Annotated in this window: 18 protein-coding genes; 6 read left to right on the top strand and 12 right to left on the bottom strand. The window is 60.6% G+C overall.

Annotation, left to right across the window (positions count from 1 at the left end; all coding sequences use genetic code 11):
• Positions 1–12 precede the first annotated feature (12 nt).
• A complete protein-coding gene (locus AC4ANK_RS19600) occupies positions 13–2,403 on the top strand; it encodes an efflux RND transporter permease subunit (RefSeq protein ID WP_031595448.1) in 2,391 nt (796 codons plus the stop codon).
• Between the two features lie 249 nt (positions 2,404–2,652).
• Here the strand turns inward: AC4ANK_RS19600 and AC4ANK_RS19595 are convergent, their stop codons facing one another.
• Positions 2,653–3,366 (bottom strand): FadR/GntR family transcriptional regulator, encoded by a 714-nt coding sequence (locus tag AC4ANK_RS19595; protein WP_002554489.1) that lies wholly within the window; start codon positions 3,364–3,366, stop codon positions 2,653–2,655.
• A gap of 93 nt (positions 3,367–3,459) precedes the next feature.
• Positions 3,460–5,202 (bottom strand): IlvD/Edd family dehydratase, encoded by a 1,743-nt coding sequence (locus AC4ANK_RS19590; RefSeq protein WP_002554488.1) that lies wholly within the window; start codon positions 5,200–5,202, stop codon positions 3,460–3,462.
• 214 nt (positions 5,203–5,416) lie between these two features.
• On the opposite strand from AC4ANK_RS19590, the gene AC4ANK_RS19585 reads away from it, so the two are divergent.
• The 5 genes from AC4ANK_RS19585 (at position 5,417) to AC4ANK_RS19565 (ending at position 9,781) form a co-directional block, all read left to right on the top strand.
• Entirely contained in the window at positions 5,417–6,730 is a 1,314-nt protein-coding gene (locus AC4ANK_RS19585; RefSeq protein ID WP_002554487.1) for an MFS transporter, read from the top strand.
• A 35-nt stretch (positions 6,731–6,765) separates the two neighbouring features.
• The gene (gene araD1, locus AC4ANK_RS19580) at positions 6,766–7,758 is read left to right on the top strand and encodes an AraD1 family protein (RefSeq protein WP_002554486.1); all 993 of its coding nucleotides are present in this window, start codon (positions 6,766–6,768) and stop codon (positions 7,756–7,758) included.
• A gap of 127 nt (positions 7,759–7,885) precedes the next feature.
• Entirely contained in the window at positions 7,886–8,170 is a 285-nt protein-coding gene (locus AC4ANK_RS19575; protein ID WP_005781808.1) for a DUF5629 family protein, read from the top strand.
• A gap of 80 nt (positions 8,171–8,250) precedes the next feature.
• A complete protein-coding gene (locus AC4ANK_RS19570) occupies positions 8,251–9,423 on the top strand; it encodes a lactonase family protein (protein ID WP_002554485.1) in 1,173 nt (390 codons plus the stop codon).
• A 175-nt stretch (positions 9,424–9,598) separates the two neighbouring features.
• Entirely contained in the window at positions 9,599–9,781 is a 183-nt protein-coding gene (locus AC4ANK_RS19565) for a hypothetical protein (protein WP_011169181.1), read from the top strand.
• Between the two features lie 281 nt (positions 9,782–10,062).
• Here the strand turns inward: AC4ANK_RS19565 and AC4ANK_RS19560 are convergent, their stop codons facing one another.
• The 10 genes from AC4ANK_RS19560 to AC4ANK_RS19515 form a co-directional block, all read right to left on the bottom strand.
• Positions 10,063–13,707, bottom strand: coding sequence for an AAA family ATPase (locus AC4ANK_RS19560; protein WP_044423719.1), 3,645 nt, complete (start codon positions 13,705–13,707; stop codon positions 10,063–10,065).
• A complete protein-coding gene (locus AC4ANK_RS19555; RefSeq protein WP_002554482.1) occupies positions 13,704–14,948 on the bottom strand; it encodes an exonuclease SbcCD subunit D C-terminal domain-containing protein in 1,245 nt (414 codons plus the stop codon). The genes AC4ANK_RS19560 and AC4ANK_RS19555 overlap by 4 nt, the downstream gene beginning before the upstream one ends.
• Before the next feature lie 41 nt (positions 14,949–14,989).
• On the bottom strand, positions 14,990–16,648 hold the full coding sequence (locus tag AC4ANK_RS19550; protein ID WP_002554481.1) for a BatD family protein: 1,659 nt from the start codon (positions 16,646–16,648) through the stop codon (positions 14,990–14,992).
• On the bottom strand, positions 16,645–18,363 hold the full coding sequence (locus AC4ANK_RS19545) for a VWA domain-containing protein (RefSeq protein ID WP_002554480.1): 1,719 nt from the start codon (positions 18,361–18,363) through the stop codon (positions 16,645–16,647). The genes AC4ANK_RS19550 and AC4ANK_RS19545 overlap by 4 nt, the downstream gene beginning before the upstream one ends.
• The gene (locus tag AC4ANK_RS19540) at positions 18,360–19,418 is read right to left on the bottom strand and encodes a vWA domain-containing protein (protein ID WP_460384737.1); all 1,059 of its coding nucleotides are present in this window, start codon (positions 19,416–19,418) and stop codon (positions 18,360–18,362) included. The genes AC4ANK_RS19545 and AC4ANK_RS19540 overlap by 4 nt, the downstream gene beginning before the upstream one ends.
• Entirely contained in the window at positions 19,411–19,905 is a 495-nt protein-coding gene (locus AC4ANK_RS19535) for a DUF4381 domain-containing protein (RefSeq protein ID WP_002554478.1), read from the bottom strand. Before AC4ANK_RS19535 ends, AC4ANK_RS19540 begins: the two co-directional genes overlap by 8 nt.
• On the bottom strand, positions 19,902–20,846 hold the full coding sequence (locus AC4ANK_RS19530; protein WP_002554477.1) for a DUF58 domain-containing protein: 945 nt from the start codon (positions 20,844–20,846) through the stop codon (positions 19,902–19,904). Before AC4ANK_RS19530 ends, AC4ANK_RS19535 begins: the two co-directional genes overlap by 4 nt.
• A 4-nt stretch (positions 20,847–20,850) precedes the next feature.
• Positions 20,851–21,810: an AAA family ATPase gene (locus AC4ANK_RS19525; RefSeq protein ID WP_002554476.1), complete on the bottom strand. Its 960-nt coding sequence runs from the start codon at positions 21,808–21,810 to the stop codon at positions 20,851–20,853.
• A 210-nt stretch (positions 21,811–22,020) separates the two neighbouring features.
• Positions 22,021–22,767, bottom strand: a complete 747-nt coding sequence (locus tag AC4ANK_RS19520) for an amidohydrolase family protein (RefSeq protein ID WP_002554475.1) — start codon at positions 22,765–22,767, stop codon at positions 22,021–22,023.
• Between the two features lie 46 nt (positions 22,768–22,813).
• Complete coding sequence (locus AC4ANK_RS19515; protein ID WP_002554474.1) at positions 22,814–23,173, bottom strand: hypothetical protein; 360 nt, start codon at positions 23,171–23,173, stop codon at positions 22,814–22,816.
• Positions 23,174–23,238: the final 65 nt, after the last annotated feature.

Here is a 23,238-nt window from a genome sequence, read left to right as displayed (position 1 = left end):
GGACATTCCGGCATGAGCACTGTTCAACACACGCAACACTCGGACGAAAAGGCAACCTTCCTTGAACGCCTGATTTTCAATCATCGCCCTGCGGTGATTATCCTTTGTCTGCTGGCGAGTATTTTTCTGTTCTGGCAGGCCACGCAGGTTCGGCCTTCCACCAGTTTCGAAAAAATGATCCCCCTGTCTCATCCGTTCATTCAGAACATGATGAAGCACCGCAACGATCTGGCGAACCTGGGCAATACCGTGCGCATCTCTGTCGAGGCGGTGGATGGCGATATTTTCTCCAAAGAGTACATGGAGACCCTGCGCCAGATCAGTGACGAGGTGTTTTACATTCCCGGGGTGGACCGCTCCGGTCTCAAATCCCTCTGGAGCCCCAGCGTGCGCTGGACCGAAGTGACGGAAGAGGGATTTGCGGGGGGCGAAGTCATACCGCAGAGTTACAACGGCTCGGACGCCAGTCTGGATCAGTTACGCAACAACGTGCTCAAGTCCGGGCAGGTCGGGCGACTGGTCGCCAACGATTTCAGGTCGAGCATCATTGAGGTTCCGCTGCAGGAGTCTTACCCGGACCCGGCCGATCAGGGCAAGTTGCTGGCGCTGGACTACCAGCAATTCTCTCATCAGCTTGAAGAGAAGATCCGCGACAAATACCAGGTACAAAACCCCCATATCAAGATTCATATCGTCGGTTTCGCCAAGAAAGTCGGCGACTTGATTGACGGTCTGTTCATGGTGGTGATGTTCTTTGGCATCGCGTTTCTGATCACTCTGGTATTGCTGATCTGGTTCACCCGTTGTATCCGCAGTACCGTGGCGGTTCTGAGCACCACGCTCATTGCGGTGATCTGGCAACTGGGGCTGATGCACGTCGTCGGCTTCGGTATTGACCCGTATTCGATGCTGGTGCCGTTTCTGATTTTTGCTATCGGCATCTCTCACGGCGTGCAGAAAATCAACGGTATCGCCCTGCAATCCAGCGAGGCCGAAAACGCTCTGACTGCTGCGCGTCGCACGTTTCGTCAGCTGTTTCTGCCGGGCATGATCGCCATTCTGGCTGATGCCGTCGGGTTCATCACGTTGCTGATCATCGACATCGGCGTGATCCGCGAACTGGCCATCGGCGCGTCCATAGGCGTTGCGGTGATCGTGTTCACCAACCTGATTCTGTTGCCCGTGGCCATTTCCTACGTGGGTATCAGCAAACGGGCGGTGAGCCGTAGCAAGCAGGATGCGGTCTGCGAGCATCCTTTCTGGCGACTGCTGTCGAACTTTGCCAGTGCCAAAGTCGCGCCGGTGTCGATTGTGTTGGCGTTGCTGGCCTTCGGTTGCGGGCTCTGGTACAGCCAGAACCTGAAGATCGGTGATCTGGACCAGGGCGCCCCTGAGCTGCGCCCTGACTCGCGCTATAACAAGGACAACGCGTTCATCATTAATCACTACTCGACCAGTTCCGATGTGCTGGTGGTCATGGTCAAGACAGCCCCCGAGGGCTGCTCGGCGTATTCGACTATGTCAGCGATCAACGAACTGGCCTGGAAGATGGAAAACACCCAAGGCGTGCAGTCAGCCATTTCGCTGGTGACCGTTTCCAAGCAGGTCATCAAGGGCATGAACGAGGGCAACCTGAAGTGGGAAAGCCTGTCGCGCAACAAAGACGTGCTGAACAACTCCATCGCCCGCGCTGATGGTTTGTACAACACCGACTGTTCCCTGGCCCCGCTGCTGGTATTCCTCAACGACCATAAAGCCGAAACCCTGGACCGTGCCGTACATGCCGTCCAGGACTTCGCCAAAGAGAACGACACGCCGGACCTGCAGTTCCTGCTGGCCGCAGGCAATGCCGGGATCGAGGCCGCGACCAACGAGGTCATCAGGCAGTCCGAGCTGGTCATTCTGGTGCTGGTCTACCTCTGCGTGGCAGCCATGTGCATGATCACTTTCCGCTCATGGGCCGCGACCCTGTGCATCGTCCTGCCGCTGGTGCTGACCTCGGTGCTGGGTAACGCGCTGATGGCGTTCATGGGCATCGGCGTCAAGGTCGCGACCCTGCCGGTTGTGGCGTTGGGAGTGGGGATTGGTGTCGATTACGGCATCTACATCTACAGCCGCCTGGAAAGCTTCCTGCGCGCCGGTCTGCCGCTGCAGCAAGCCTATTACGAAACCCTGAAGTCCACCGGCAAGGCCGTGCTGTTTACTGGCCTTTGCCTGGCCATTGGTGTGTGCACCTGGATCTTCTCGGCAATCAAGTTTCAGGCCGACATGGGCCTGATGCTGACCTTCATGCTGCTGTGGAACATGTTCGGCGCACTGTGGCTGCTGCCCGCGCTGGCACGGTTTCTGATCAAGCCGGAGAAGATGGCGGGGAAGGTGGGCAATTCGTTGTTTTCGCATTAAGGCCGTGGCGGCCTGTAACTCCGGGTCCTTTTAACTATCGTGCCAATGCTCCGGCGTTGGCATGCAGTTCGTGACGCTCTGCGTCATTAATTCGTATCGCGCCGCTTACTTGGGACAGGATGCAGAGCTTCCAGAACGGCATTCCCACGCGGCACGTTGGAATGATGACTTACGCTTCAATATGACTTGCGTCTCTAATAAACACGGCGAATACACAGGCTCAACGAGTTATCGACTCAGTCGAGCCAATCAACCGCCACCCAGCACCACACTCAGCGCATTGCGCGCATCGTCCAGTTGCACCAGCGAAGCATGGCGTGCGCCCAGCGCGTCGCGGTTCTGGATGGCGGTGAGGATTGCCTTGTGACGAGGCATGGCCAGTTCGTGCAGGTTGGGGCGTTTGTTGGAGTATTTGAGCGCTTCACGCAACGCCAGCGACAGCATGTTGCACAAGTGCGCCAGCAGGTCGTTATGGGTGGCATCGGCGATGCGGCTGTGGAAGTCGAGATCGGGTTGCAGCAGGTCTTCCGGGGTCGGTGCGGCCTCCATACGCAGGTAGGCTTCGTGAATCGACTCGATTTCTGCGTCCGTGGCATGTTGCGCAGCCAGTGCTGCAACAGCCGGTTCGATGACTGCGCGAACACTGGTCAGCAGGTTGAAGAATTCATTCTGCGGCGAACTTTGCATCACCCAGTGCAGCACATCCGGGTCCAGCAGGTGCCATTCGCGTCGGGCCTTGACCACCGTGCCGACACGCGGCCGCGAGTAGACCAGCCCCTTGGCGACCAGAACCCGTGTGGCTTCGCGCAGTACCGGGCGGCTGACGGCGTACTCTTCACAGAGCAGCGCTTCGGCAGGCAGCTTTTCGTCAGGCTTGAAACGGCCGGATACGATTTGCATGCCCAGTTCCTGGACAATGCGCGCGTGCATGCTTTTTCGGTCGGAAGGCTTTCGATAATCCATGAGAGCGCAATTGGGTCCTGGCAGTGATTGCTGGGCATCATACCATCGCACAACAGTGACGGCGGTCGCCAGAACAAGGGACCGCCGCTTCTTTTAGTGCGAGTGGCGAGGCACTTCTGAACCTCTGCAACCGACCAGAAAGTCGAAGTCGCAGCCTTGATCCGCCTGCATCACACGGTCCACGTACAGTTGGCGATAGCCACCGAGTAACAGCTGCTGCGGTGCCTGCCAATCGGCGAGGCGTGCCGCCAGTTCGGCTTCCGGGATGTCCAGATGCAGACGTCCGCCAGCGCAGTCCAGCTCGATCCAGTCACCTTCCTTGACCACGGCCAATGGCCCGCCGGCTGCGGCTTCCGGTGCCACATGCAAAACCACTGTGCCGTAGGCCGTGCCGCTCATACGTGCATCGGAAATACGCACCATGTCAGTCACGCCCTGCGCCAGCAGCTTGGCTGGCAAGCCCATGTTGCCGACCTCGGCCATGCCGGGATAACCCTTGGGGCCACAGTTCTTGAGGACCATGACCGACGTGGCGTCGATGTCCAGATCCGGATCGTTGATCCGCGCCTTGTACATTTCAAAGTTCTCGAACACCACCGCCCGGCCCCGATGCTGCATCAGTGCTGGCGTGGCGGCAGACGGTTTGAGCACTGCGCCGAGGGGGGCGAGGTTGCCGCGCAATACGCAGATACCGCCATCGGCGCGAATCGGATTGTCCAGCGCACGGATTACCTGGTCCTCGCCATAGATCGGTGAATTGCAGGTGTTTTCGCCAATGCTTTTACCATTGACCGTAAGTGCGTCCGGATTGGGCAGCAAATTGGCTTCGTTCATGCGCCGCAGCACGGCAGGCAGGCCACCGGCGTAGTAAAACTCTTCCATCAGGAAGCGCCCTGAGGGTTGCAGGTCGACGATGGTCGGCATACCGCGGCCCATGCGCGACCAGTCGTCCAGGTCCAGGTCGACGCCGATGCGCCCGGCAATCGCCTTCAGGTGAATAACGGCGTTGGTCGAACCGCCAATGGCCGCATTGACCCGGATGGCGTTTTCGAATGCGGCCTTGGTGAGAATCTTTGACAGGCGCAGGTCTTCACGAACCATGTCCACCGCACGCATGCCGGACATGTGGGCCAGCACGTAACGTCGCGAATCCACCGCAGGAATGGCGGCGTTGTGTGGCAATGAAGTGCCCAGCGCTTCGGCCATGCAGGCCATGGTCGAGGCCGTGCCCATTGTGTTGCAGGTGCCTGCCGAGCGAGACATGCCGGCTTCGGCGGACAGGAATTCATCCAGGCTGATGGTGCCGGCCTTGTAGGACTCATGCATCTGCCAGACGATGGTGCCGGCGCCGATGTCCTTGCCCTGATGCTTGCCGTTGAGCATCGGTCCGCCAGTCACGACGATGGCAGGGATGTCGCAACTGGCGGCACCCATCAGCAGGGCAGGCGTGGTTTTGTCACAGCCAGTCAGCAGCACGACGCCATCGATGGGGTTGCCGCGAATCGCTTCTTCAACGTCCATGCTCGCCAGGTTGCGAGTGAACATTGCGGTAGGGCGCAGGTTGGATTCGCCGTTGGAAAACACCGGAAACTCGACCGGCCAGCCGCCTGCTTCGATCACGCCACGTTTGACGTGTTCGGCGATCTGCCGGAAATGCGCGTTGCAGGGGGTCAACTCCGACCAGGTATTGCAAATGCCGATGATCGGTTTGCCCTGGAACTGATGGTCGGCAATACCCTGATTCTTCATCCAGCTACGGTACATGAAGCCATTCTTGTCAGCGGTGCCAAACCACTGGGCAGAACGGAGGGTCGGTTTTTTATCGGAGTCAGACATGATCGGCTCTCTTATTGTAAGACTTAATGGCGATGCTGCTGGCTAAGGTAAGCCTAAAAAACGCGTATTGGAAGAGTTGTCAGTTCAAATAGTATTACTATATAGTCAGTCGTAGACGAGGGATCATCCTGGCATATGTGCAGCTTCATTCGGCACCCAGTCACAGAGGTGATCCCCGCAGGTTCCATAACAAAAACAATGGGAGACCGCCTACATGAGCCAGGAATTGCGGCTTATACGCCGCATTACGTTCAAACTGATTCCATTTCTTATCCTGCTTTACCTGATCGCTTATGTGGACCGCTCTGCCGTGGGCTTTGCCAAGCTGCACATGGGCGCCGACATCGGTATCGGCGACGCGGCCTACGGGCTGGGTGCCGGACTGTTTTTCATCGGCTACTTCCTGTTTGAAATCCCCAGCAACCTGATGCTCGAGCGTTTTGGCGCACGCCGCTGGTTCGCACGAATCATGATCACCTGGGGCGCGATCACCATCGGCATGGCCTTCGTCCAAGGGCCGCACAGCTTCTATGTGATGCGTTTTCTGCTCGGTGCTGCCGAGGCGGGCTTCTTTCCCGGTGTGCTGTACTACATCACCCAGTGGTTTCCGGTGCGCCATCGCGGCAAGATCCTTGGCCTTTTCATCCTCTCGCAACCCATCGCCATGATGATCACCGGGCCGGTGTCCGGTGGTTTGCTGGGCATGGACGGCATACTCGGCCTGCATGGCTGGCAATGGCTGTTCATCGTCATCGGCACGCCAGCGATTCTGTTGACCTGGCCGGTGCTGCGCTGGTTGCCGGACGGTCCGCAACAGGTCAAATGGATGGACCAGACCGAGAAAGACTGGCTGACCGGTGAGCTGAAAAAGGACCTGGAAGAATACGGCCAGACTCGCCACGGCAATCCCTTGCATGCCTTGAAAGACAAGCGCGTGCTGCTGCTGGCGCTGTTCTACCTGCCGGTGACGTTGAGTATCTACGGTCTGGGCCTGTGGCTGCCGACGCTGATCAAACAGTTCGGTGGCAGTGACCTGACCACCGGCTTTGTGTCTTCGGTGCCGTACATTTTCGGCATCATTGGCCTGCTGATCGTGCCGCGCAGTTCCGACCGCCTCAACGACCGTTACGGGCATCTGGCCGTGCTGTATGTGCTGGGTGCCATCGGCCTGTTCTGCAGCGCCTGGCTGACCCTGCCGGTGGCGCAGCTGGCTGCATTGTGTGTCGTGGCGTTTGCGCTGTTCTCCTGCACGGCGGTGTTCTGGACATTGCCAGGGCGGTTCTTTGCCGGTGCCAGTGCCGCAGCCGGTATCGCGCTGATCAATTCGGTCGGCAACCTGGGCGGCTACATCGGGCCGTTCGTGATCGGTGCGTTGAAGGAAATCACCGGCAGCCTGGCATCGGGCCTCTATTTTCTGTCGGGCGTCATGGTCTTCGGGCTGCTGCTGACCGGCATCGTCTATCACGTGCTGGAGCGCAAGCATGTGCTGCCAGTGTCCGACTTCGCGGCGAGTGCCAAGGCGAGATAGGTTTTCAGCGGCCCATTATCTGGAAGGAGAATTTCATGCGGTTAGTACAGTTTGAATTGAGCGACGGTCAGCGCCGGGTCGGTCTGGTCGACGGTGATCAGGTACGTGAGGTCCAGGGTGTCGAAAGTGTTCGCGAGCTGGCGCTGGCGGCAATCGAGGCGGGTTCGGCTCTGGCGCACCAGGTCGAGCAGCGTGGCGTTGGCGAGACGCACGACTATTCGCAGTTGCTTGAGGCGTTGCTGATCCTGCCGCCGCTCGACCATCCTGATCCGGCGCACCTGCTGGTCAGCGGCACCGGGCTGACCCATCTGGGCAGTGCGTCGGCACGCGACAAGATGCACCAGCAGTCCGGCGACGAAGCTTCGATGACCGACACCATGCGTATTTTCAAATGGGGCGTCGAAGGCGGCAAGCCGGCTGCGGGGCAGGCCGGTGTTCAGCCAGAGTGGTTCTACAAGGGTGATGGCAGCATTGTCGTGCGCCCCGGCCATTCGTTTTCGCTGCCGCCCTTTGCCGAAGATGGCGGGGAAGAGCCCGAGCTGAGTGGCCTGTATGTGATCGGTCATGACCGCAAGCCTTATCGTCTGGGCTTCGCCATTGGTAATGAATACTCCGACCACGTCATGGAACGTCGCAACTACCTGTATCTGGCGCATTCGAAACTGCGCGCTTGTTCGTTCGGGCCGGAGTTGCGCGTGGGCGACTTGCCGCAAAGCCTGTCGGGCACCAGTCGGGTCTGGCGCGACGGCAAGGTGCTGTGGGAAAAAGAGTTCCTCAGTGGCGAAGCGAACATGTGCCACAGCCTGGAAAACCTTGAATACCATCACTTCAAGTACGCACAGTTCCTCAGGCCCGGTGACGTGCATGTGCATTTCTTCGGCACCGCGACACTGTCGTTTGCCGATGGCGTGCGCACCCAGCCGGGCGATCGTTTCGAGATCAGTCAGGCCGAGTTCGGCAAGCCGCTGGTCAACGGTTTGGCACCGAGCGAGCCGGTGTTTCAGCCGGGCGGCATCGGCAAGCTGTAAGCGCAGTCCCTGTTTGATTGCTCACCGTGCCAGCGCTCGGCGCTGGTACGGCTCTACTTACGCTCCGACTGTATCTACGCCTGCCTTTTGCCCTATCATTCGCGCTTTTGCTGGCCGGATGAATTTCATGACTACCACACCCACCACACTGCTCGCCGCACTCGAAGCCACCACCATGCTGGAAATCGACGGTCTGCACGCTTGGGATTTCTCTCTGGGCGATGAACTGAACGTCGAATGCATGGACGGCCGTGAGCGCAAGGTCTGGCGCTTCACCAAGGCGCAAGTCGATGCTGCGACCTTCGATGAATCCCTGCAAAGCTGGGTGATCAATGACGGCAACGCCGATCACCGGATCATCTGCCTGGATGCCTTTACACCCTCCGATGAAGATGATTCTGCGCAGGATTGAGTAAATGCGGGCTGGCGCTGTCATAGACCCCGACAGTGCCGTAACAGGCATCAATAATTTCGACAAAAAGGGATGCCCCCATGCCTCATAAATTTCTGCCGTGGCTGGCGATTGCCAGTGCCATGAGCGCGTTTACCCTGCAGGCCCAAGCCATGCCCGATACTGAATTGCTGATAGGTTCCTACACACAAGGCAAGAGTGAAGGGATCTATCGTTTTGCCTTCAACAGCGAAACCGGGATGATCGATGCCAAGCCGCTGCAAGTGGTCAAAACCGAAAACCCCTCGTGGCTGACAGTGTCCAGAGACCAGCGTTATCTGTTCGCGGTCAATGAAAACGGCCCAGGGCAAAAAGATGTGGTCGGTAAGGTCAGCAGCTTTGCAATCGACCCGAAAACCCGTCAGATCACGCCGATCAATCAGGTTCAAAGCCGCGGTGAAGAACCGACGCACTCCAGCCTGAGTTATGACGGCCGCTACCTGTTCGTTGCCAACTACGCAGTAAACCCTGAACCGGGCGGCGCGCTGACAGTGGTGCCAGTGGGCAAGGACGGTACGTTGAGCGAGGCCGTTCAGGTCTTGCCGCTGGGGCCCGGAAGCAAGGTCAACAGTGAGCGGCAGATGTCGTCACATGTGCACCTGGCCGTGCCGACCCCGGATGACAAGTACGTAGTGAGCGCTGACTTGGGCGCTGACAAGCTGTTTGTGTATCGCTACGACGCGAGCCAGGCCAAGCCACTGCAGCCAGCCAAGGAGCCGACCGTGCAATTGCCGGGTGGCTCCGGACCACGTCACACCCTGTTCAGTGCTGATGGCAAGCATGCCTGGCTGGTGCTGGAAATGACGGCGCAGGTCGCGGTGTTTGACTACCATGACGGCGTCTTCAAGCAGACCCAACTGGTTGATATGAAGAACAAAGGCGTGCAGGAGAAAAACGGTGGCGGTGCCTTGCACACCTCACCGGACGGCAAGTTTCTCTATGTGACCAATCGTGGTGACGCGAATCAGGTCGTGGTATTCCGTATCGATCAGGCCAGCGGCAAGCTGGAAGAAATTCAGCGCCGTTCCCTGGAAGGCAAGGAGCCACGCGAGTTCGCCTTTGACCCGACTGGCAAGTACATGCTGTTCGCCAATCAGAAGAGCAACCAGATCGTAACCGTGCGCCGTGATCCGCAGAGCGGGAAGATCGGTGAAACTGTGCAGAAATTTAATGCAGATTCACCTTCTTATCTGCGTTTTCTGACTGACAAGTAAGCCTTTCCAGCTCCAGCCCTCTAGATACAAGGGCTGGAGCCGTTATCATTCTTGATGATATGGGTTAGTGCTACAAAAGATTTCTGCTGAACCACCCTCGGGCGTAAGTTTGAGTCACGGCCAAGACGGCTAACACTTCAAGCAAACGCTAACCGGATAACGAGGGGTGACCGACATGAATTTCAATCTTTTCTCCATCATTGCTGCATCGGCTGTTTCCGCAAGCGTTGCGCTTCCAGCCAGTGCCAGTGTCGATGTAACTGACAAAAAAGCCCACGCTGCTCAGACCTACACCTCGAAATACCTGCAACAGAGCGCTAATTTCTACGCAGCGCTGGATCACAAATCCGCTCAATGATTCATCAGCCGTCACGCTTTCGCGAGCATGTTCGCCAACACAGGTCCCTGCGACTTACTGCCCACTGCGCGGCAGACCATGCACGGAATGTCAGGCGAGCCTGTTCGCGAAAGCATTGACGGCGATGGCGTATTCAAGACCGGACGCAGAGCGTCCATAACGGCATGCGACGCGGAGCGCCGCACGATAGTTGAAAGCGTCCAGAACACGATAGTTGAGATTATCGTTCCGCACGCTCCAGCGTGGGAATGCCGTTCGTGACGCTCCGCGTCACAGCTCTTTCAGTTACCCAACTCGATTGTGCTCAACCCATTCCCCTGGCGACGCACTTTGATCTGCACCGGAATCCGTTCATGCATTTCCTGTACGTGGGAGATCACGCCGACCTTGCGACCCTGTGCCTGCAAGCCGTCCAGTGCGTCCATCGCCAGTTGCAGCGATTCCGGGTCGAGGCTGCCGAAGCCCTCGTCGATGAACAGCGATTCGATACGCAGCGTGCTGGAGGCCATCGACGCCAGTCCCAGCGCCAACGCCAGCGAGACCAGGAAGGTTTCGCCACCCGACAGCGAGTGAACCGAGCGTAGTTCGTCGCCCATTTCGGTGTCCATGACCAGCAGGCCGAGCATGCTGCCGCCGCGTTTCAGGCGGTAGCGGCGCACCAGTTGCCGGAGCTGCGCATTGGCATGGTGGACCAGCAGGTCAAGGTTGTAGGCTTGGGCGATCTTGCGGAATTTGTCGCCTTCGGCCGAGCCGATCAGCGATGCCAGGCGTGCCCAGCGCAGGTATTCGTCATTGGCATCGTTGATGCGCGCCTGCAACTCGCTGTTGGCGTTGCGACGGCGCTGATCTTCGCTGAGTTCGGCGCGCAGGTCGGCGCATTGCTGCTCGCCGAGCGCGGACTGTTCATGGGCCTGTTGCAGCGCTGCCGCCAGTTGCGTGCTGTCGCTAAGGTCGCTGTGTTGCGCCTGATGCTGTTGCAGGCGCTGATCGCGCTCCTGCAGCAATACTTTTGCCTGCTCCAGCGCTTTGTCGGTAGCGTTCAGTTGCAGACGCAGTTGCTCGACATGCGCGTCATCGTAAGTCAGCAGCGTGTCGAGCGCGGTATCGTCCAGCTCGGGATGCTGGCCGCGCCACTCGCTGATCTGCACATCAAGTTCAGCCAGTTCCTGCTGCAAGGATTGCTGTTGTTGCTGGGCGGACTTGAGTTCGGCAGCCAGCTGGATCAACTGGCTTTGAATCTGCTGCAGAGCCTCGGCGGCCGAGCTTTCGGTTTGCCTGGCTTGCTCGATGGCGTTTTCCAGCGCCTGTTGCCAGTGCTCGGCAGTCGCATGCTCGCCCAGCAAGCCGGTCAGTGCCTGCTGGCTGGCCTGTTGCTGCTCGCCTAGCCGGGCGACTTCCTGCGCCAGTTCGGTCTGGCGGTGCAGGCGAGTCTGCTGCTCGATTTGATGCTTTTCGATCTTCTGCTGGCGCTCGCTCTGCTCCTGCTGCTCTTCGTGTTGCTGCTCAAGTTGATCCAGACGCTGAGTCACCTGCTGCTCAAGCTGCATCACCGTTGCCGATGCATCGCTGCGCAGCCCCTCAAGCACGTGTGGCGAGACCAGCGGCGTGAATGCGCTCAGTTCTTCTTCCAGCCGCTGCCTGTCGACGTCCAGCTGCTTGAGCTGCTCGGCAACATGGCTCGCCGCGGTCTGACTGGCTTCTGTGGCTGCCTGAAGTTGCTGCTGCAAGCGGGCGGCGTCTTTCTGCAGGGTCAGCAACGCTTCCTGGCGTTGCTCGTCACGGGTGATGACTTCGCTCAGGTTATTCAATTGCTGGCTCAACCAGCTGTCACGCTTGCCTGCGTCGTGGTCGAGCAATTGAGCCGCGAGGGGATGAGATTCCAGGTCCGGTGCAAGGGTTTGATGGCGCAGGGTGAGCTGTTCGTGCTGACGCAGCAGCTCTTTCTGGCGAGCGATCACGCCGCCAACCTGCTCGCGCAATTGGTTGCGCTGTTCGGTCAGTTGGTCCACCGCCTTCTGCGCGCTGGCCTGCTCGTTGTCATCATGTTGCGTGAGGCTTTCCAGCAAAGCTTCCGGCTGATGCCAAGGGTGTTCGATGCTGCCACAGACCGGGCAGGGCTGGTCGTCCTGCAACTGGACGCGCAATTCTTCAACGCTGGCGCTGCGGGCCAGGCGTTGACGTTCCAGCAGTTGCCGGGTAACGGTCAGGGTCTGTTCGGCGACGGTCAGTTCATCACGAACGCGAATGCCTTCGCTGTTGAGCTGTTCGCGTTGCTGCTGAGCGCTTTGCTGTTGCTGCGCCAGATCGGCCAGTTGTCGGTCTACGTCCTGCTGGCTGGCCCACAGACGGGCCAGGTCTTCGAATGCGCGTTGCTGCTTGCGATTGTCCTGCAGCAGGCTGCCGAGAATCTGTACCTGTTCAGTCACCGCATCCACTTCGCAATCGGCTTCGCGGTACAGCAATTCCAGCGCGCTGCGTTGCTCGGTCAACTGTTGATCGGCCGTGCTGGCACGTTGCTGCAGTGCAGGCAGTTCACTCTGCCCGTGCTTGAGGCGGTTGGCGATCAGCGTGAGGGATTTCAGGCGGTCGCGCCAGGCGCTCCAGGCCTGAGCCAGCGGGGCCAGTTCGCTGCTGTGCTCCAGTTGCTCGGCAATACGTTCAAGGCGCTGCGAAACCTGTTGCTGCTGGTCGAGCAGAATGTGCAGGCTGGCCTGACCCTCAGTACAAAGCTGTCCGGTTTGCTGATGCAGGTCAGACACCTTGGCCAGTTCCTGGGCCAGGTGGTTCAGCGTGTTCTGTGTGTCAAAAGCCTGCTGCAACAGCGGTTTGGCGTTGCTGTGGGTTTGCTGGGCCGCCAGCAGACTGGCGTGCGCCTGGGTGCGGCGGGTCTCCAGTTGTTGCTGCTGATCTTGCAGCGAAGCCTGCTGTTGCTGATGCTGACGAATTTGTTCCGCCAGCGGGTTGAGCTGGGCGTTCAGCGTGACCCGACGCGTGAAACGGTGGCGCTGCGGGCCCAGGCGTTCCAGTTGGCCGAGGGTCTGACGTGCTCCGCTCTGGTCGTCCCAGGCCTGTTGAGTACGGGTGATCGCTTCCTGAGCGGCAAGATGTTCGTCGCGCAGGCGGTGCAGCTCGATCAGCCACTGCTGTTTGATTTCCAGTTGCCGTTGCTGTGCCTGGTGCGCCTTGAGCTGCTGCTGCGCATCGTTGAGGCGTTGCTCCAGTTCGGCCAGCAGCTCCGGAGCCAGCGGGACGATGTTGCTGGCTTGAGCAGTGAGGGTTTTAAGCGCTTCCTCGGCCTCTTTGCTCTTGCTGTAAGCGCGCCGCCCGAGCTGGCTGTAGATGGCGGTATTGGTCAGCTTCTCCAGCAGTTCGCTGCGTTCCTTGTCGTCGGCCTTGAGGAAGGCGCTGAACTCGCTCTGGGCAAGCATCACGGCACGGGTGAACTGCTCGAAGTTGAGCCCCAGACGCTGCTCGATCAGTTGCTCGAATTCACGCTTGCTCTGGTTGCTGAGCACCTGTTCGCTGTCCAGGTCGGTCAGGGTCTGGCGGCTGGCCTGCAGCTTTTTGGTCGCGTTGTCGCGTGCGCGGTTGGTTTCCCAGCGGGCGCGATAACGGCGCTGATCGATGCCGATAAAGTCCACTTCTGCGTAACCGCTGCCCGTGCCACGCCGCAGCAGGGTGCGCGGGTCGCTGGTGGTGATGTCGCCGTCGATGTCCGGGACCTTGGACTGGCCGATATTACTCAGCCGCGGAATCGCTCCGAACAGCGCCAGGCACAAGGCGTCGAGCAGGGTGCTTTTACCTGCGCCGGTCGGGCCGGTAATGGCGAACAGACCGGCGCTGGCCAGCGGCTCGGCAGTGAAATCGATTTCAAACGGCCCGGCCAGCGAGGCAAGGTTTTTCAGGCGAATGGCAAGGATTTTCATGGCTGTTCGCTCTCCTGCTGGACTTCACGCAGCAGCGTGGCGAAATCGGTCAGGGTCTGTTCGTCGACCTCGCTGCCGAAGTTGTCCTGCCAGGCACGGCTGAACAATTCCTGAGGCGTTAGCTGGTCCAGCTCGATCAGGGCGGCTTCACCCTCGTTGCCGTCGGCACTGCTTTTACCGGCGTATTCAGCACCGATGCGCACCAACCGCACGGCTTTGCCTTGCAGCGCGGTTTCGATCTGGTTGCGCAGGTCCGGTTGCGGTTCATCAAGACGCACGCGCACTTCCAGCCACGGCTGGCGGTCCGGGTCGGCAAGCAGGTCGATGTCCGGCAGCGCCTTGAGCTGTACCAGCAAATCGGCCAAGGGCGCAGGCCCCAGGCGTTGCAGGTTGACGGCGCGAGGGATGAGCAACGGCTCGACACTGGTCAGCGTCTCACCGTCGCAATTGATCTCGAGAATCTGGTGCTGATAGCTGATTTCCGAAAAGGACAGCGGGATCGGCGAGCCGCTGTAGCGAATGCGCTCTTCACCATTGACTCGTTGCGGCTTGTGCAAATGGCCAAGCGCGACATAGGTGATGCTCGGCCCGAACAGGCTGGCCGGCAGGGCTTCGGCGTTGCCGATGATTAGGCTGCGCTCGGAGTCTTCCGAGACCGAACCGCCCGCCATGTGCGCGTGGCTGATGGCGATCAGTGCCTGACCTGGCTGGCGCTTGAGGTTGGCTGCTTCGATCAGCAACTCATGAACCCGACCGATACCGCGCAGGTAGTCGTCACCCAGCGTCGGGCCGGTGACCTCGGCAGGACGCAGGAAGGGTAGCGCCAGGCACCAGGCTTTGACGTTGCCTTCGGCGTCCGGCAACGGTAGCAGCAGGCGTTCGGCGTCCAGCACACCGTCGTCCAGCCACATCACCCTGCCCAGTGCGTGTGTGCGCAAACGGCGCATCAGGGGTGCAGGGAGTTCGATACGCGAGCCGGAGTCGTGGTTGCCTGCGATCATCACGATGGTCAGCAGCGGCTGCCGTTCATGGGCGTTGACGATGAAGTCGTACAGGCGTTCCTGCGCTTTGACCGGCGGGTTGACGGTGTCGAAGATGTCGCCCGCGATCAACAGTACATCAGGTTTTCGTTCGGCCAGACGGGCCAGCAGCCAGGTCAGAAAGCAGGCGTGTTCGAAATCCCGCTCCTGACCGTGCAGGTTCTGACCCAGATGCCAGTCAGAGGTGTGAAACAGACGCATTGGTTTACCTTGTCGTGAGAGGTGTTGCCTGAGCTGCATCCTCACTTGGGATACAGCGGTGGCAACCCGGCATCGCCTGCCGGGTCCTTGATATGTTCGGCGGCGGGCAGCTTGCGCACGGCGCGCCAGAGGTCTTCACCCAGCCACAGCTTGCCGGTCTCGCTATAAAGCGCGCCGTTCAGACCGTCCAGTGCATCGGACAGCGGCACGAAACGCGCGGCCATTTCGGCCAGGGTTTCCGGCTGCTGGCGTGCCCACGCGTCGAGTGCCTGACGGGTGCCTTGAGGGTCGTTGGCCAGGCAGGCGCGTTTGAGGTCATCCAGTACGGTACGCGGGCTGGGCCCGGTCTGCACGGCCCGGGCGATTGCCGGCTGCCCGCGGGCCCGCCACCACAGGGCGAAACCGTAAAAGGTGGTGCAGGCCAGCAATAGCGTGCTCAGTTGCCACGGCCAGACCGGCGGGCCGATCACCGTCACGCCGCTCATGTCGTTGTTCACCGGCGTGTCCACTGCCAGGCCGGGGTTGCTGCTGATCTGCAGGGTACGTGCGGCCAGGCTGGTGTGTTCCAGGTGATCTTCACGGGTATTCCACCAGGTCACTTCAACCGCAGGCAGGTCAATTGCCCCGGCGCGGGTTGGCACCAGTGCCTCGCGTTCTTCGCGGGTACCGATCAGGCCGCGTTCGCTGGGCAGGTTGCGCAGCTGTGGCTGATCCGGATAACGCCGCAGGCCGGGCACTTCGGTGGGCGGCAAGGGTGGCAGTTGCGCACCGGCCAGGCCTTCGGCCTTGAGTATGAGGGTGCGGGTCAGTGAATCGCCGACCTGAGTGGTGCCGGGCTCGGGGCTCCAGCTCTCTTCAAGGCTGATACTGCGCGCCGGCAACCAGGCGACATCAGCCGGGTAGTCGGCGGGCTTGGGTTTGACGGTCAACGGCACTTCGGCGGATTTGACCCGCACCGATCGACCTGGTTGCGGGCCGAACGGGTTGGCATCCTGGCCTTGCGAGCCTTCGGCAGGTGTCTGCACCAGCGTAGCGCTGAACACTTGTGCCGGTATCTTCAGCACGCCGCTTTGCTGCGGATAGATCGCGTAGCGTGTTTCGATCACGCCATGACGCACACCATTGATCAGCTTTTCGTAGGTGCGCGAATCACCCAGTTTTTCGACCCGTGCGTCCGGTACTTGCAAAGGGCTCAGGCTGCTGTCGTCGAACAGCGACACCGAGTGGTAGACGCGCAGGGTCAGCACGGTCTGGGCCTGAACATAGACGCTGTCCTGATCGAGGCTCGCTTCGATGAAGATCGACGCCAGATGGCTGCCTGGGTCCTGGGGCTCGCTTTGCAGAACCTGTAGCGTCAGTGGCTGGCTTTTCAGCTCACCCAGTTGCAACAACGGGATCAACACGCTGCCGGTCTCGCGAGGCAGCAGGGTGACGATCCAGCGAGTGGTGGCCTGACTGCTGCCGTCCAGGGTTTTCAGGCTGTTGAGCTGGCGCGTGTCGCGCACCTCGAAACTGCTTTCCAAGGCGCTCATGTCCGGCTTGCCGAACTGCGTCACATCATCGGTTTCCAGCGTCAACTCGACAGTTTCCCCGGCGTTCAGGCGCGTGCGGTCGACGCTGGCGGTCAGTTGCGCAGCCTGCAATGACAAGCTGATCAGGCTCAGCAGCAGGCCGATCAATAAGGTGTACACGCGACTCATCGGGTCTTTTCCTGATGTTGCTGTTCGTAGCGAAATTTGCGCCGCAGCAGCTCGCCCGGATCATCCGGAATCTGCCTCAGCCACTGTTCCAGTTCCTGACGCCGCTCGCCGGTAATAGGGGTGTCTGCGGCCTGGAGCGGTGGGCGGGTAGTTTGCTCGTCGTCCGCCGATTCGCCTGAGGTGGCCTGACCGCTGACGTCTGGCGGCAGGCTCTCGCTGGCACCGGGCTGATCCGAGCGGGACGGGTTCTGATCGGCTGGCGATGCACTGCTGTTGGGGTCCTGTGACGCTTGCTGGCCTTCTTCGCCCTGATCGGCCTTGTTCTGTTCATCCTCGGCAGGCTTCTGGACATCGGCCTTGTCCAGCAGGCTTTGTACCAGCGCCCGGTTGGTTTGTGCCGCGGGAAACTCGGGCTGGCGGTCCAGGGCCTGTTCGTAGGCATCCAGTGCTGCCGCCAGCTCGCCGCTGCGCGCCAGGGCATTGCCGCGATTGTAATGGTCGGCGGCGCTGTTGCCTTCGGCAAACTGCTGGGCGGCGCTGACGTAGTCTTCGGCCTGGTAAAAGGCCACGCCTTTCCAGCGCGGGTCTTCGAAGCGTTGTGCGGCCTCGGCTGGCCGATGCTGCTCCAGTAGCCGCTGGCCCTGTTGATCGGGACGCAGCCACAGGTCCTGAAACTCGAACGCCTGGCTGTTTTGCGGAAACATGAACAGTAGCGGCAGACAGAACAGCCAGCCGCGCCGACCAGCCAGGGCTGCGATCAACAATAGCGGGAGCAGGAACCAGTGGCCCTGATCGGCCCAGGTATCGAGTTGCACGACCTGCCCGTCGCTGCTCATGTGCTGGGGGCTGGCCAGCAGGCCAAGGCTGTGCAAATCTTCTTCATCGCCTCGTGCCTGACGATAGCTGCCGCCGACCTGATCGGCGAATTCGTTGAGGCTGTTGCTGTCCAGGCGCGACACCAGAATGGCGCCCTGGTCGTCCTTGAGCAGGCTGCCGTTTTCCTGCATGACCGGCGCGCCGTCAGCCGTACCGATGCCAAGGATCAGCAACGGCGGCGATTGCCCGCGCAACGCCGTACGGATGCCCTGACGTTCCTGTTCGCTCAGTGACGAGGTGATCAGCAGAATTCGCCCTTGGCCCAGTGCGCCCTGTTTCAGCAGGTGCAGGGCTTTCTGGACCGCCAGATCGGCACGCTGGCCGGTCATGGGCATGATCGACGGCCTGATGGCTTCCAGCAGGTTATGGCTGGTGACCAGGTCATCGGACAGCGGCACCAGCGTGTGCGCGCTGCCCGCATAGACGACGATGGCGGTCTGCGCATCGCTGCGCTTTTGCAACAGGTCCAGCAGTTTGCGTTTCGCCTGTTCCAGGCGGGTGGGCGCATTGTCGGTGGCGAGCATCTGCGGGGTGAGTTCAAGTATCACCACCAGCGGATCGACCGGTTTCTGGCTGATCTGTTCGACACGCTGCCAGCTGGGGCCCAGCAACGCGAAAAGCGCCAGCAGCCATGCCAGCCCGAGTGCGACCCACGGCAGTTTACTGTTGCTGCCGCGCCCACCGTTGAGCAGTACGGCATGAAAGTGGGTCGGCAGAAGCATTTGCCAGCGCCCGGCGCGTTTCTGCCGATGCCAGAGCCGCCAGATCAACAGCGCCAGCAACGGCAGGATCAGCAGCCATTCGGGGCGAAACCAGTGCGGCCACAGAGAGGCGATCATCGCGACCTCCAGAGGCTTTTGACGCGCTCACGCCAGTTGACGGAACGCACGACGGTCAGCAGGCGTTGCAGCGCATTGTTTGGCCACAGTTCACGCAGTACCAGCAGTACGCTCAACAGCAGGGCTGTCGCCAGCGGCCATTGATAAAGCGTCTGCGCCGGACGTGCCTGGGTGGGCTGCTGGGCAACCGGTTCCAGGCTGTCCAGGGTGGCGCGAATCTTTTCCAGTTGGTCGCCGTCGCGAGCACGGAAATACTGGCCGCCACTGAGGCTGGCGATTTCCTTGAGCGTCGGCTCGTCCAGATCAAGGCTCGGATTGAGGCCGAGGACGCTTTGCAGCGCGTCCTTGTCGGGGTCCGAGCCAATACCGATGGGGTAGATTTTTACGCCTTCTTCGGCAGCCAGCCGCGCGGCAGTGATCGGATCGATCTGACCGGCGTTATTGGCACCGTCGGTGACCAGCATCAGCACGCGGCTGGTGGCCGGGCGCAAGCGCAGGCGTTTCAGGCCCAGACCGATAGCATCGCCAAGCGCAGTGTTCTTGCCTGCAATACCGATTTTTGCCTCGTCAAGCCAGACCCTTACAGTGCGCCGGTCATAGGTGAGCGGTGCCTGGACAAAAGCCTGAGTGCCAAACAGGATCAAACCGACCCGGTCGCCCTTGCGGCCCTCGAGAAAGTCACCGAGCAACTGTTGCACCAGCACCAGTCGGCTGACTTCATCGCTTTTCCACTGCATGTCGGGGTAGTCCATGGAACCGGACACGTCGACAGCCACCAGCAGGTCGCGCCCGCTGGCAGCCACTGGCAGTGGCTCGCCCAGCCATTGCGGTCGCGCGGTGGCTATCAACAGCAACAGCCAGATGAGCAGAAAGGGCGCACGCTGTCTCCAGACCGGCAGATTGGCCTTGGCGCGGCGTCCACTCAGCCCTTCGAGTTCACTGAGAAAACTGACCTTTAGCGCCGGCTCGCCGCTGTCGGCCATGGGCAGCAGGGCGCGCATCAGCCACGGCAGCGGCAGCAGGGCGAAAACCCAGGGCCAGACGAACTCAAACATGTTTGCGGATCCAGGTATCAACCGCCTGGGTCAGCCCGGTGATGGCCTTGTCGTCCAGCTTGCACTCGGGTTTGTAGGCACCTTCGACCAGAATCATCCAGCGCGTCAGGCCTGCCGCCGGGCAGCGGTTGTCGAGGAACGCCAGCCATTTTCGGCCGTTCAGCGTGTGGCTCTGGCTGTGCGGATAATGGTTGCGGCACAGGCGTTTGAGCAGGCCGTTGATCTGCTGCAGCCAGGCACCTGCCGGGGCGCCATCGTAGGGCTTGGGCAAGCTGGCGAGTTCCGCCAGGGCGGCGAGGCGAACCGGGTCCAGCGGTTGTTCGCTGCGAACCTTGCGCGCCTTGACCGGCAGCAGTACACGCAAACGCCACAGGCCCCAGCCCACTGCCGGGATCAGCAACAGCAGCAGCCACCACCCCGGGGCAAGCGGCCAAAAGCCGACGGCTTCGGGAGCAATCAGCGGCTCGAGCTGATCAAGCGGATTCATTTGCGCTTCACCGGACGCTTTGCGTTGAGGTATTCGCGCAATTGTTCAACGAGTTCCGCCTGGGTGCTCAAGGGCATTAGCAATACCCGCAGTTTCTGCGCCAGCAATTCCCAGCGCGCAGAGCGGTCTTCGCCCTGTTGCCGGTAGGCGCGGCGCAGTTCGGGGTTGAGGGTATCGAGTTCCAGCTGCGCGCCGCGTTCGGCAAAGCGCAGCAGGCCCGCAGCGGGCAGCGCACGGTCCAGTGGGTCGGACAATGGCAGCAACAGCAGGTCGCTGTGGCGTGACAGCAGGCTCAACTGTTGTTCGGCAGCATCGGAAAGGGCGCGTTCGTCGCACAACACGATGACCAGGCTGCCAGGGCGCAGCACTTCCCTAGCGCGACGCAGCGCAGTGCCGAAGGCATCGCGGTCTGCCGGGATCTCGGTGTGCAGTGACTGATTGACCCGCACCAGTCGGTTGAGCAACTGCAACAGGCTTTGTTTGCTGCGTCGGGGCTTGATCTCGTAGTGCTCGTTATCGCCGAACACCAGCCCGCCGACCCGGTCGTTGTGTTCCAGCGCGGCCCAGCCGATCAGCGCGGCAGCCTGGGCCGCGAGTACCGACTTGAACATCAGGCCGGAGCCGAAGAACAGTCGACGGCTTTGCTCCACCAGAATGAAAATCGGCCGCTCGCGTTCTTCGTGGAACAGCTTGGTGTGCGGCTCCTGAGTGCGTGCGGTCACTCGCCAGTCGATGCTGCGCACGTCGTCGCCAGCCTGATAGACCCGCACCTGATCGAAATCCACGCCGCGCCCGCGCAGTTTGGAATGGTGCAGGCCGATCAACGGGCTGCGTTGGCTGGGCGTAGAGAACAGCTGCACTTCCCGCACCCGATGACGCATTTCGATCAGCTCGCTGAGGCTGACGCGGATGCCCGGCTGGGGGATCAGGTAGGGTTGCATGGGCTCAGGCGACGGCCACGACGTCGAGGATGCGCTGAATCACGCGATCCTGATCGATACCGGCAGCTTCGGCTTCGAACGACAGGATGATCCGGTGGCGCAATACATCGAACAGCACTGCCTGAATGTCTTCGGGGCTGACGAAGTCACGTCCGGCCAGCCAGGCATGTGCGCGGGCGCAGCGGTCCAGCGAAATGGAACCACGCGGGCTGGCACCGTAGGCAATCCACTCGGCCAGTTCCGGGTCGAATTTGGCCGGGGTCCGGGTGGCCATGACCAGTTGCACCAGGTACTCCTCGACCGCATCGGCCATGTACAGGCCGAGAATTTCCTTGCGTGCGGCAAAGATCGCCTGCTGGCTGACACGGCGTTCCGGCTTGGTTTCGCCATTCAGGGCTTCGCCACGCGCCTGTTGCAGGATCTTGCGTTCGACGGCGGCATCCGGGAAACCGATCTTGACGTGCATCAGAAAGCGATCGAGCTGAGCTTCTGGCAACGGGTAGGTGCCTTCCTGCTCAATGGGGTTCTGGGTGGCCATGACCAGAAACAGCGGTGACAGGTCGTAGGTGCTGCGGCCCACGCTCACCTGGCGTTCGGCCATGGCTTCGAGCAGCGCTGACTGAACCTTGGCCGGCGCACGGTTGATTTCGTCGGCCAGTACCAGATTGTGGAAGATCGGCCCTTGCTGGAATACGAAACTGCCGGTTTCCGGGCGATAGATTTCCGTACCGGTGATGTCGGCAGGCAGCAGGTCGGGGGTGAACTGAATGCGGTGGAACTGTGCTTCGATGCCTTCTGCCAGTTCCTTGATGGCCTTGGTCTTGGCCAGGCCGGGTGCGCCTTCGACCAGCATGTGACCGTCGGCAAGCAGGGCGATGAGCAGGCGTTCGATCAGCTTTTCCTGGCCAAGGATCTGCGTTGAAAGAAAGGTTCGCAGCGCAATCAGCGCTTCACGATGTTCCATCGGTGACGGTTCCTGGCAGGGTGATCAGCTGTGTCTGGTGACTGCTGAGCTGGGGGCGATACTTTAATCCATCCAGGCAGGTATCGACTAACGACTACCGCGTTTTTTATTGCATTTAGAGACGCATACGTCATTTAACTGGGAATTGCCCTACATGTTCTGTGTATGGGCGTGTAGGACGACAGGGTCAGGCCGTCGAATGCGGCAGGGTTAGAGCCGATAGAATTCAGCTGCGTTATCCCACAACGCCTGACGGGCGCCGCCTTCACCCAGTGCGTCGATCAGCAATTCGATATCGTCAGGCTGGAAAGGGCGGGGCGCTCGCGTGGAGGGCAGGTCAGTGCCGAACATCAACGCATTCGGATTGGCGGCATGGATATCCCTGAGTGCTTCGCGCACCGGGAAGTCAACGCGTCCAAAACCACAGGCCTTGACCCGCACACCGCGCTCGGCAAGACGCAGCACCACGGGCAATCCTTCGGCGCTCAATCCCAGGTGATCGATGCTGATCGCTGGCAATTTCAGCAGACGGGTTTCTATTTCCGCCAGTTCTCGGGAGTCGATGTACAGCTCCGAATGCCAGCCTGCGCGTTCATGCACTCGCACGGCCAGCGCTTCCAGCTGGTCGAGCTGCTCCGAGCCGCCGCGCTTGAGATTGAAACGCAGGGCGCGCACGCCTGCGGCATTGAGGGTGTCCAGTTCAGTATCGGTGACACTGGCGGGCAGTTGAGTGACACCGACGAAGCCCGGCCCCAGCAAGCGCAGCGCCTGAAGTAAATAACCCTGATCAAAGCCCTGAAAGGACCCGGACACCACCGCGCCGCCCTGAACGCCCAGCGGCTGGACCGTCGCAAGGTAGTCTCCGACGCCGAACGGGTCCGGCAGGTAGCCGTTATTGGCGATCAGCGGGAAGTGCGGGTCGATGATATGGCAGTGGGCGTCGAAAATGCGGTTCATGACGGGCTCCTGTACGGCGAAGTACTCACTCTAGCGGTTTTGCCCGTTAACTGATCGTGCTGGTGTACTCGCCCACGTTTTCAAGAATGATCTGTAGCGTGTGGTGAACATCCTGCAGCTCGGCTGCGTCGGTGCCGTGCAGAATTTCATACTGGTGGTGGCCATCGAGCTGCTTCGCGTCCTCCGGGGTGATTTCCACCAACAGGCGCTCGGCACTGAAGCTGACTTTCAGGCTGGACACATTCAGTGACTTTTCATCGCTGACAGTGATTTCCACTTCGTTCTCGTCCGGGAAGCGGGTCAGGGAAAACAGCACGCCGTTCTCTGCGTGGCAGCAAAGCAGCGCCATGTCGTCGTATTCGTCGTCGCACGGGTTGGCGATGAGGCTGGCGGTCTTGATTTGCATGATGGGGCTCCGGGTCTTGGCAACTGAGGCGTCAGGGGGATTTTGCCAGTCCCGAGTAAATTTTG

This window comes from Pseudomonas sp. Pmew2, assembly GCF_058129885.1.
This window is presented reverse-complemented; position numbering and strand designations above follow the sequence as displayed.